Origin of the sequence: Undibacterium sp. Ji42W, assembly GCF_049340405.1 — a bacterium.
Lineage (GTDB): Bacteria > Pseudomonadota > Gammaproteobacteria > Burkholderiales > Burkholderiaceae_D > Undibacterium.
This window is the reverse complement of record NZ_JBMPOV010000009.1, coordinates 134,442-146,088: the sequence shown is the minus strand read 5'-3', so window position 1 is coordinate 146,088 and position 11,647 is coordinate 134,442. Positions and strand designations below refer to the sequence as shown.

Annotated in this window: 6 protein-coding genes; 4 read left to right on the top strand and 2 right to left on the bottom strand. The window is 52.9% G+C overall.

The features are described from left to right. Window positions 1–49 precede the first annotated feature (49 nt). From glyS to ACO0LG_RS20025, 4 genes are all read left to right on the top strand, one after another. Entirely contained in the window at window positions 50–2,134 is a 2,085-nt protein-coding gene (gene glyS, locus ACO0LG_RS20040) for a glycine--tRNA ligase subunit beta (protein ID WP_423029323.1), read from the top strand. A gap of 40 nt (window positions 2,135–2,174) precedes the next feature. Further along, entirely contained in the window at window positions 2,175–2,738 is a 564-nt protein-coding gene (gene gmhB, locus ACO0LG_RS20035) for a D-glycero-beta-D-manno-heptose 1,7-bisphosphate 7-phosphatase (RefSeq protein WP_423029322.1), read from the top strand. 68 nt (window positions 2,739–2,806) lie between these two features. Then, a complete protein-coding gene (locus tag ACO0LG_RS20030) occupies window positions 2,807–3,556 on the top strand; it encodes a lysophospholipid acyltransferase family protein (protein WP_423029321.1) in 750 nt (249 codons plus the stop codon). Window positions 3,557–3,740: 184 nt separating this feature from the next. Further along, window positions 3,741–4,667, top strand: coding sequence for a M48 family metallopeptidase (locus ACO0LG_RS20025; RefSeq protein WP_423029320.1), 927 nt, complete (start codon window positions 3,741–3,743; stop codon window positions 4,665–4,667). Between the two features lie 65 nt (window positions 4,668–4,732). Here ACO0LG_RS20025 and ACO0LG_RS20020 read toward each other — a convergent pair whose 3' ends face one another. Both ACO0LG_RS20020 and ACO0LG_RS20015 read right to left on the bottom strand, forming a co-directional pair. Next, the gene (locus ACO0LG_RS20020; RefSeq protein ID WP_423029319.1) at window positions 4,733–5,509 is read right to left on the bottom strand and encodes a FecR family protein; all 777 of its coding nucleotides are present in this window, start codon (window positions 5,507–5,509) and stop codon (window positions 4,733–4,735) included. Then, on the bottom strand, window positions 5,478–11,645 hold the full coding sequence (locus tag ACO0LG_RS20015; protein ID WP_423029318.1) for a filamentous hemagglutinin N-terminal domain-containing protein: 6,168 nt from the start codon (window positions 11,643–11,645) through the stop codon (window positions 5,478–5,480). Before ACO0LG_RS20015 ends, ACO0LG_RS20020 begins: the two co-directional genes overlap by 32 nt. Between the last annotated feature and the right edge of the window lie 2 nt (window positions 11,646–11,647).

Below are 11,647 nucleotides of genomic sequence, written 5' to 3'. Positions count from 1 at the left end.
TCATCATTAAACAGATTCTGGCAAAGCGCCGGAACGTAGGATAAGAAACATGAGCCAAACACTGTTAGTAGAATTATTTACCGAAGAACTGCCACCCAAGGCCCTGGCCAAACTGGGTGAAGCATTTAGCGCCGGTATCGTCGCTGGTCTGAAGTCACGCGATTTTTTGGAAGCTGAGTCTGTCGCGACCAGCTATGCATCACCACGCCGCCTGGCTGTCAGCATCACTGGTGTGCGCGCCACATCCCCAGACAAACTGATGCGCGAAAAAGTATTGCCGGTATCCGTCGCCGTTGATGCGGCTGGCAATGCCACGGCACCGCTGGGCAAGAAACTGGCGGCACTTGGCTTCCCCAACTTGCAGGTCAGTGACCTCGAACGTGCGGTGGATGGCAAAGCCGAGAGCTTCTTTTATAGCTATACAGCGGCTGGTACCGCACTGGCACCGGCAGTGCAAACTGCGCTGGATGAAACCATAGGCAAACTGCCTATCCCTAAAGTCATGAGCTACCAGCGTCCTGATGGAGAGACTGTGCATTTCGTGCGCCCAGTACACAAGATCATTGCCCTGCACGGTGAAGATATCGTCCCTCTGCATTTGTTGGGCCTGGATAGCAACCGCATCACGATGGGCCATCGCTTCCTGTCCGCTGGTGAAATCAGTATTGCCAAAGCTGAAGACTATGCTGCCAGCCTGAAAACCGACGGCAAGGTCATTGCCAGCTTCAATGAGCGTAAAGAACAGATACGCGCCGCCCTGCTGGGCAAAGCGGGGGCAGATCAGGTGCTGATGCCTGAATCCCTGCTGGATGAAGTCACCGCACTGGTCGAATGGCCTGTGGTGTATGAATGCAATTTCGAGCAAGAGTTTTTGGCTGTACCGCAAGAATGCCTGATTTTGACCATGCAAACGAATCAGAAATATTTTGCCCTGACAGATGCATCTGGCAAATTGCGTTCACGCTTTTTGATCGTCTCCAACCTCGAAACCAGCGACCCTCAATATATCATCCAGGGTAATGAGCGCGTGGTGCGCCCTCGCCTGTCAGATGCAAAATTCTTCTTTGAGCAAGACAAGAAAAAGACCCTGGAATCCCGCCTGCCACTGCTCGCGAATGTGGTCTATCACAATAAACTGGGCAGCCAGGCAGAACGTACGCAACGCGTTAAAACCCTGGCAGGCCAGATTGCTGCCAGCCTGAATGGCGATGTCGCCCTGACCGAACGCGCCGCCCTGCTGGCCAAGACCGACTTGCTGACTGACATGGTGGGTGAATTCCCTGAGCTGCAAGGCATCATGGGTACTTACTATGCCCAGCATGACGGTGAGCACGCTGATGTTGCCGCTGCCGCGTCTGAGCATTATCAACCACGTTTCGCTGGCGATGCCCTGCCTGCGACACTGACAGGTACTGCCGTAGCTTTGGCTGACAAGCTGGAAACCCTGGTCGGTATCTGGGGCATAGGCTTGCAACCTACCGGTGACCGCGACCCGTTTGCGCTGCGCCGCCATGCCCTGGGCATCTTGCGCATGCTGGTGGAAAAACGCTTGCCGCTGTCGCTGAATACCCTACTGGCACAAGCGGTAGCATTGTTTGCTGGCAATGCCAATTTCAAAGACCCGACCGCCGATGTGTTGAACTTCCTGTTTGACCGACTGCGCGGCCAGTTGCGCGACAAAGGATTTTCTCAAAATGAAGTCGAGGCTGTGGTTGCCCAGCAACCAGATACGCTCGATAACATCGTTGAACGCCTGCAAGCTGTACAAGCCTTTGCTGCCCTGCCAGAATCAGAAGCACTGGCCGCTGCCAACAAGCGTATTACCAATATCCTCAAAAAAGCCGAGGGTACGCCAGGTGCAGTCCAGCCAGCGCTATTGCAGGAAGCTGCCGAGCAGGCACTGGCCAAGGCCATGGCCGATGTCAAACCTGAAGTGGATGCGGCATTTGCCAAAGGTGATTTCGCCAGCGCATTGAAAACCCTGGCAGCCCTGCGTGCCGCGGTCGACAGCTTCTTCAATGATGTCATGGTGAATGCAGAAGACATGGCCCTGCGGAATAACCGCCTGGCCTTGCTGGCCAGCCTGCATGGCATGATGAACCAGGTTGCCGACATTTCCAAGCTGGCAGCTTGAGGCATGTTAAACAAGAGTGCACCACTAACCAGGATTGCAGATGAAACTCATCATCCTTGACCGCGATGGCGTTATCAACCAGGACTCGGACGACTTTATCAAGTCGCCAGAAGAATGGAAACCGATACCGGGTTCACTGCAAGCCATCGCCCGCCTTAACCAGGCGGGTTATATGGTGGTGGTGGCAACCAATCAGTCAGGTATAGGCCGCAAGCTGTTTGATATGGCAACGCTGAATGCCATCCATCAGAAAATGCATACCAGCGCCCAGCAGGTCGGTGCCACGATAGATGCGATTTTCTTTTGCCCGCACATGGCAGACGACAATTGCGATTGCCGCAAACCCAAGCCGGGCATGCTGCAAGAGATTGCCCGGCGCTATGACACCAATCTCAAAGGTGTGCATTGTGTTGGCGATTCCTTGCGCGACTTGCAAGCGGGTTTTGTACTGGGTTGCAAACCGCATCTGGTGTTGACTGGCAAAGGCACTACAACCCATGAAAAAGGCGGTCTGCCACCTGGTACGCAAGTCTTTGCTGACCTGGCCGCCATGGTCGACAAACTGGTGGAAAACTCGCCATCTGAATTTAATATTGCGATCTGAGTTATTGAGCAACATAAAACAAACTCAACCCAACAAACTCAACCCAGCATCGCTGCAATGGAGACTACATGCTTAGCTTTACCCGCTTTATTCGTTCGCTGATTTTCATACTGGTGATGGCGATAGTCACCATCGTCTGGGCACCTATCAGCATGCTGTTTGCATTTCTGCCGTATAACCAGCGTTATTACATTACCGCCCGCTGGAATGTCACCATCATCTGGGCAGCAAAAGTGATATGCGGCATACGTTACCAGACCAAAGGATTTGAAAACTTTCCCGATGGCCCTGCCATCCTGCTGTGCAAGCATCAATCAGCCTGGGAAACCATCTTCCTGCTGATGGCAACACCGCGCCCGCTGGTCTTCGTCTTCAAAAAAGAAATTACCTACATCCCTTTCTTTGGCTGGGCAATTTCCATGCTGCGCATGATCCCTATCGACCGTAGCAAGGGCAAGGATGCGTTTGCCCACGTTGTGACGCAAGGCCGCAAGCGTCTGGCCGATGGGCAGTGGATCATCATGTTCCCCGAAGGCACACGTATCGCTGTCGGCAAAAAAGGCCAGTACAAAGGCGGCGGTGCCCGCCTTGCAGTAGAAACCAACACACCTGTGGTACCTGTTGCTGTCAATTCTGGTGAATGCTGGCCAAAAAATTCCTTCACCAAATTGCCAGGTTTGGTCACTGTATCCGTTGGCAAACCGATACCACCAAACGGCATGAATGCAGTCGAACTGATGCAGGAAGTGGAAAAATGGATAGAGGCAGAAATGCGTGTGATTTCACCGCAGGTTTATCAGACCGAACAATCCAAATAAGCTGTCGGGCTGATGCTTGCTGTATCAGCCCATCTCTTCACCGCTGTAAATTCCTCTGCAAATCTCCATTTTCAGGCGCAAAAACACGGAAACCTGAAAATACGTCAAACTAGTGCAATGTCAGCTCAAAAAACAAGCTGAGTGCATGTTCCATTAGTATTGAATCAGGAATCCCCAAGCTTAAATGAAATCCCGTATTCCATCGATTGGCAAAGCCATACAAATGGCTTTGCAACTGGATTTATTCAGTGATTTTTTGGTGCCGGACAAATTGCGTCCCACACCTGCAAAAACACCGGTGCCAGCACCGATCCCGGTCAATGACAAAACTCAGCGAGATGACACGCGGCCAGTCGCGCCTCCTCCGTCTACCTTTGTTAACACCAGCAACAAGCGCCGTATCCTGATACAGGATTATTTGCTGGAATATGATTTGCAGCGCTCGAAACGGCGCAGCATAGGTTTTTTGATCAACGAAGATGGTTTGCGCATCACGGCGCCCCGCTGGGTGACCATTGGCGATATAGAAACAGCGATACAGGAAAAGCAAGCCTGGATATTGCGAAAACTGACAGAGCGGCGTGAGCGCACGCAGCGCAAGCTGGAGCCTAGCATGACTTGGCAAGATGGGGCGAAGCTACCCTACCTGGGTGGTGAAATTACCTTGCGGATTGCCCCTGCTTCTGTCAGTGGTACGCATTTCCAGAGTGAGCAGGCTGAGTTGATTATCAACCTGCCAGCCGACGCTGGCGAGCAGCAATTGAAAGACCGGGTACAAGCCTGGTTGCAGCAAGAAGCCAAGCGGGTTTTTAATGAGCGCCTACCAGTGTTTGCCGAGAAACTCAATGTGCGTTATCAAAGCATGGCTTTATCTGCGGCAGCAACGCGCTGGGGCTCTTGCACCTCACAAGGCAAGATACGACTGAACTGGCGTCTGATCCATTTCTCGCCAATGATTATTGATTATGTGATCGCGCACGAGCTTGCGCATTTGCGTGAGATGAACCATAGCCCACGCTTCTGGGCGACTGTGCAGTCGGTCTTCCCTGATTTTGAAGTTGCGCGTAATACCTTGCGTCAGCATGCCAGTGCTGATTTGCCAGCTTTCTAAATTCAGCCACGGAACTTTTGTGCAAAACAGGATTTGGCGCTGAGCCAAATCCTGTCTTTACATCATTATCTTACTTCACAAATCAAACTGCCTGACTTGCTTTCGTTATTGGCATTATCCTGATTCAGGCTCACAGGGAAATTACCGGGTAGTGAAAATTGCATGCCTGGGTTGTTAGGCAAAAGAATTGGCGGTTTGGTGAAGCTGATGGCAAAACCAAATTGACCCGCGGTGACGTCGAGGTTGCCCGCATCATTTTTCAGGAAGACCGTACCATCCAGGACTTGCACATACAACCCAGGAGCGCGTGGTCCATTACCTTGGGCGTCATTACCTGCGGGTGGCGATGACGCACCTGAGCCGGGTTGATTCGCGTCCTGGGGCACGAACTCTGCGATGAAGATAGTGCCGCGTATGCCTATCGATGCCGTTGGCGTATTCAGGCCAAATCTTTCTTTATTGCGCTTGCCGAGTAAGCCGGTGACAGCGCGCAAGCCGCCCTTGATCAGGGTCATGGTAAAGCCATCATTATTGGGCTTGTCTTCCTCAAAAGAGAACTGGTCTATCTTGATCTGGGTATTCGGGCGCAAGACGATTTCACTATTATCAGCAAACTTGATGCGGGCATAAGTATCTTTCTCGGCAACCAAGGTATCGCCCTGCTCTATGCCAGATTGCAGGGACAATACCTTGACCGTGCCATCTGCCTTCTTGGCGATCAATGGCCCGCTGAGATGGGTCACCGTACCCGCGATCTGCGCTGCAAAACTCAACGCGCAACTCAGGCACAGTGCTGCAATAAAGAAAAACTTAATTGCAGTAGAGTTTTTTATCTGTAGCATTTTTTAATACTCCGTTATCCCTGATACCGCCAAAACTGCTTCTTTGCTCGAACCTGGTTTCCCTGCCAGAATCGCTGCCACTATCGAAGAAACTGCCAGGATTGCTGATAGCGTTAGTAATGAACAAGGTGGAACTGACAAAATTATTGAGTGCAAAATTAATCGTGTTGTTCAGAATATTGCCAGTCCTGAGGTCACCTATAGGCAAGATCAGTGAACAACCTAGCAAGACTGGATTGATGGCGCACTGTGCCTGAGTTGGCAACACAGCGGCACAGCCTGGCAAACCCGGAGTAGCTGCGCAACTCGCCATAGCAGGCAAGACGGCAGAGCAACCTGGTGTCGCTGGATTAGTAGTACATGCAGCGAGGCTAGGCAAGACCGCGCTGCAACCTGGTGTCGATGGCGAGCCTACGCAAATGGCGAGACCAGGCAACACCGCACTACAACCGGGCAGGCCAGGGTTGGCTGTACAGGCAGCCAAGGTAGGCAAGACGGCAGAACAACCCGCAGTGGATGGATTGGCGGTACAGACTGCCAGCGTCGGCAATACCGCGCTGCAACCTGCCTGCGCTGAATTGGCCGTGCAACTTGCGAAGCTAGGCAAGACAGCAGAACAACCTGGCGTAGCCGGATTAGCCGTGCATGCAGTCAAGCTGGGCAAAACAACACTGCAGCCTGGAAGCGTAGGTGTTGCTGTACAGGATGCCAGTGTAGGCAAGACATTGCTGCAACCAGCCAGCGCAGGTGTGGCAATACAGGCACTCAGGCTAGGCAAGACCACGCTGCAGCCAGGCAGGCTTGGAGTAGCCGCACATGCCGCAACCGATGGCAGCACAGATGAACAGCCTGCCAAACCAGGGTTGGCGATACAAGCTGTCAAGCTGGGCAGGATAGAAGAGCAACCAGCCAGAGCTGGATTAGCCGTACATGCTGCCAACGTTGGCAAGACTACACTGCAACCCGGCAGCGATGGGTTGGCAAGACATGCTGTCAGCGTCGGCAACACATTGCTGCAACCCGCCAGCGTCGGTGTGGCAATACAGGCACGCAGGCTGGGCAAGACAGCGCTGCAACCGGGCAGGCTGGGGCTGGCGGTACAAGCTGCCAATGTAGGTAAAACAGCAGCGCAACCAGCCAGGGATGGGTTAGCCACGCATGCTGTCAACGTTGGCAAGACACTGCTGCAACCTGTCAGCGTCGGTGTGGCGATACAGGACGCCAAGGTCGGCAATACAGCACTGCAACCAGCCAGGCTGCTATTGGCGATGCAGGCAGACAGGCTGGGTAGGACCGCAGAACAGCCAGGCAAAGTCGGGCTGGCAGTACACGCCGCAACCGATGGCAAGACAGCCGAGCAGCCAGCGATGTTAGGCGATACCAGGCAGGCTGCCAGTGCAGGCAAGACCACGCTGCAACCCTGAATACTGGGGTTGGCAGTACATTGCGTCAGGCTAGGCAACACTGCACTGCAACCCGGCTGGCTGGGATTGCTGATGCATGAGCTCAGACTAGGCAAAATAGCGCTGCAACCGGATATGGAAGGATTCGCGAGGCAAGCCGACAGGCTCGGCAAGACGACGCTGCAACCTGCAATATTGGGATTGGCCAGGCAGCTACTCAGGCTAGGCAGGACATTCGAGCAACCAAATTGCGAAGGATTGGCAATACAGGAACTCAGGCTGGGCAAGACTACACTGCAACCTGCCAGTGTGGGGTTGGCCTGGCAAGCCGCGGCACTGGGCAAGACCACGCTGCAACCCGGTAAAGATGGATTACTGATACAGGCAGTCAAGCTTGGCAGCACAGAGCTGCACCCTGGTGTAGATGGGTTGGCAATACACTGAGATAAAGTAGGCAGTGATCCCCCATTCAGGAAAGCTTGCTGTGTCACGCTTCCACCACTGACATTGCCTGAAATCAGGATCGCGTCTCCTGCCTTGAGCAAAATATTACCGCTGGTAGTGACCGAGCCAGTGCTGCCTACAGTGAGTTTGTCGGCAGTACTGCCGCTGGCACCCGCTTCAAGAGTAATGTTACCGCCATTTGCACTGGCAACAGTGCCATTGACTGTTAATGGACTATGTGCCACCAGGCTGATATTGCCCGCCTTGCTGCGTACCGCATCCGCGCTGTCGAGCGTGATTGCGCCAATATTGTCGATGAGGATATTGCCAGTACTGCCAGTGCCACTTTGCTGCACATTGCGAAGATTCAGGGCACCGGTATTTTTGATGTTGATGTCAGTGTTGGCACCTGTATTATTGGCCAGCAGAACAGGTACGCTGGTTTTCAAGCCTGTGCTGTTCCCTATGCCACTATTGGCAGTCGCATCCAGGGCACCACCCGTGATGGTATTGCCTGTCACCTGGGTAATTGCTCCTGTAGGAGAGGCCAGAGTGGCGGTGCCGCTACCGGTATTCACATTGGCACCGAGCGCGATGTTGCCAGCATTGGCAGTCAGATACAAGTTACCGGTCGTAGCAATACCATCCAGACTATATGAGCCTGAGCCATTAGCACCGCTTAATGTGCTGACATTAATACCCTGGGTATTCACAAAGCTCATGCTGGTGTTGCTCCTGGCAGCCAGATTGCTGATGACATTCGGGACATTCAGGGCAATGCTGTTACCGGCAACCAGGCCAAGGTCTTGTACGGTAATCGAATTAGACTGTGTAATATCGCCACCAGTCAGCAAGCCTATGCGTGTCGTTGTCAGATGCTTGATGTCGGTAGCTGCACTGGTATTGGTATCGGTGATGCTAACAACAGCAATAGAACCTGATGCATTGCCAGCATCCGCACTACCAATCGAAATAGTGGGGGCAGTGACTTTATACAAATTGGTCACACTCAGGCAAGGTGCCACAGCACATGTGCCAGAGCCAATGGTAATGGCACGCCCTGTTGTAAATGGACGTACACCAAAATCACTCGCAGTGACGCCGCCAGGGCCGGCGAGGGAAAGTTGATCGGCGATGAACCCGACTTTACCCGTACCGGCACTGACATTATTCGACAGTGACAATAAACCTGCACCAGTATTCAAAGTAACAGCCTGGTTATTGGTTGTAATACCGACGGTGGAAGAGACTGTGCTGACAGTCAGATTACCGGAGGTAACAGCAGTCAGGCTACCGCTACCCAGGCCGCTCTGATTAAGGTCTGCCGCAATTGAGCTAAAACTGTTACTTGCATTACTCAGATTAACCGAGCCTTTAGCTTGTACCGCCAGGCCAGAAGTTGTGATCGCACTGCCTGCTGCCTGCGTGATACCAGCATCAGAAGTCAAGACCACACTGGATGGTGCACTGATACCGCTATAAGTATCTACGGTATTCACATTGATGGGATTGACCGAGCGATACAAGAAACTGCCGGTACTGGAAGAACCAGAAATAACACCCGTTGCATTTGCCTCGGTCAGGCTGACACTATAACCACGCGCCTGCACCGAACTGGCACCATCGATAGTGGCGCCAGGTTGCTGGGAAATGGTATTGCCAGAATTCAACGTCAGCGAGGTGCTGACGTTTTGCAAAGCACCGCCAGCACCTGAGCCCATGACGCCTTTGATATCTATACTGGCACCAGACATGTTACCGACTTTAAGGCGCGCGGCGGTAATATTATTCAATTCAGCAGCGGATAGTTCCAGCGTACCAGAATTCAGATTGGTAGCACCGGTCGCAAGATGAATAGTGCCACCACCATTCATATCCAGCGCCACACTACCACTACCTGCGTTGACGGTACCCTGCAAATCCATCTTGTCTGATTTGAGAGAGATAGCAGCACCAGAACTACTGATCTGTGTTCCTGCAGCCGTACTCGTCATGGCATCAGCATCGGTTGCAATCAAATTGACACTACCGCCACCGCTGCTGATACTGCCACCCACATTCAGGTTGATACCACCCTGACCATTAATGCTGAGCAGACCATTATTGGTCAATACAGGTGCATTAATTTGTGTGGTAAAGCCGGTAGGAGAATTCAGGTATATCGCCCCACCAGAAGTCTGCTGTTTAACACCATAACCGGTACCGCCTATGTCATTGATGACCAGATTGGCAGCATTGCTGGCAATACGTATATCACCGCTGCCAGTGTTAAGGGCATTGAGCTTGGCAGCCTGTACACCCATGCTATCAGTCGAGATATTGCCGTGCAGGCCACTCACCGCGCTCAGCTTCAAATCTTTGGCATAAATGATGCTGCCGTTTTGCTGCGTGATATCGGCACCGGTAGTCACCGTGACATTGCCATTGGTTGAAGAATTGCCGCGGGCATCAATACCGCCTGTACCAACATTCACATAGCCAGTGCTGTTGATCAGGATATCGCCACCGACGCCAACCGTACCTGGTGTTGTTTGCAGCGTTTTGAAGATCGTATTACCGCTAGCACTGGTACTGATCTGGCTGCTGTTGCTGGTCAGCCTGGCCACCACGATATCGGCAGTTTGCGGTGAGGCACCCGTGCCGGTTTGCAAGGTAATGGTGCCCGTACCACTGGTCTTGATTTCCAGATTGGGGTCTGCAGCCGTCAGATTAATGCCGCGGGTAGCGCTGACATCGGTAGATGCATTGCGGGTTCTGAGCGTAATGTTGGAATTGCTGGGCAACGATATCGAACTACCGAAAAAAGCACCACTCGTATCAATAAAATTTGTCGCCTCAAGCACGATATTTGTGCCTGGTGTCAAGCCCTGCAATTCTGATTGATACACAGTAGTCGGGCCACTATCGGCAAAATTGATAGTACCTATCGCCGACCCCTGAAATGTCCCTACACCGTCAGATGCACCGTCATTGGTGCCGCCAGCAATAGTAATCGACGACGGGTCAAGCAATAAGGTCCCTGCCTTGCCACGGGCCGCGCCCACGTTTACTTTCGCATGAAAATCCAGGTTTTGCTTGCCTGAAGTTTCTACAAAACCGCCATTTCCGCTTTGTGCCCCGCCCTGTGCAGAAATACTGCCATTCACTCTTGTCACTTCGTCCGACCAGACGACGACTTTGCCGCCATCACCAACCTTGACAGCATCTGCACTGATTTTGGCATCGCTCGACACAAAAGCACGTTTGGCATTCATGACGGAAGGATTATCGCCATGGTAATCACCACCGACCAGAACCTGACCACCACCGGTGTCGCCGCTGGCATCCACCTGGGCATTGCCAGCCAGCGCCACGCGCTGACCGAGCACCTGTATATCGCCACCCTTGCCTTTGCCGGTTGCCGTAGTCGTGCTGCCAGCATCGAGTATGGTATCTCCACTGGCCTTGAAATAAATCCTGCCGTTTTCACCTACAACGGCACTATTGGCACTGACCAGGCCACGCTGACTGATCAGGCCACCATAAATCCCGACCTTGCCACCCTGGGCAATGACTTGCCCCAGGTTGACTGCCTGATCAGCATTGGCGCTGACTACAACGTGTACATCTGGGTTGGCTGAATCAACCAGTTTCACCGAACGCCCAGCTGCCAGCAAGACCTCGCCCTTGGGCGAGGTGATGATGCCGCTGTTTTCTACATCCGGTGCAATCAGGTAGACCTGACCACCAGAAGGCGTTGTGATCGCGCCCTGATTACTTACCTTGCCTGCTGTAGTACCGGCATTGAAATTCAGTTTGCCACCCTTGAAATCGGCATCACTCATGCCCAGGCTGGAGACGGTCAGGCCATTGACATCAACCTGCGCCCCTTTGCCAAACAGGATGCCATTCGGGTTAATCAAAAACACCCGTCCATTCGACTGCAAGGCACCCAGGATCTGGGTGGGATTCTGGCCTATGATGCGGTTCAATACCGTGCTGTTGGCGCTCTCTTGGATGAAGCGGGTAGTTTCACCGGCATTGATGAAAAAATCCTGCCAGTTGATGATTGCACCTGGCGTATTGGTGATGGTATAGACCTTGCCATCTTGGTTGAAGATGACCTTGCCATTGATGATCTGCGGCCCTACGGGATTTGCATGGGCCAGGCCGGTAATGAAACCTGTACCAAAACATGCTGCCAGCAAAACCGGCATAAGCCGGGGGAGCAGTCTCGGTAACGAGACCTGCTTCAAGTCCGATCGCAATACTGATACAGATTGAGCGAACATATCGATTTCTTTTCTCATGC

Coding starts and splice junctions, on each gene's coding strand:
- ACO0LG_RS20030 (WP_423029321.1), top strand. CDS start 2,807: ATGCTTAGCTTTACCCGCTTTATTCGTTCGCTGATTTTCATACTGGTG.
- ACO0LG_RS20020 (WP_423029319.1), bottom strand. CDS start 5,509: ATGCTACAGATAAAAAACTCTACTGCAATTAAGTTTTTCTTTATTGCA.
- gmhB (WP_423029322.1), top strand. CDS start 2,175: ATGAAACTCATCATCCTTGACCGCGATGGCGTTATCAACCAGGACTCG.
- ACO0LG_RS20025 (WP_423029320.1), top strand. CDS start 3,741: ATGAAATCCCGTATTCCATCGATTGGCAAAGCCATACAAATGGCTTTG.
- ACO0LG_RS20015 (WP_423029318.1), bottom strand. CDS start 11,645: ATGAGAAAAGAAATCGATATGTTCGCTCAATCTGTATCAGTATTGCGA.
- glyS (WP_423029323.1), top strand. CDS start 50: ATGAGCCAAACACTGTTAGTAGAATTATTTACCGAAGAACTGCCACCC.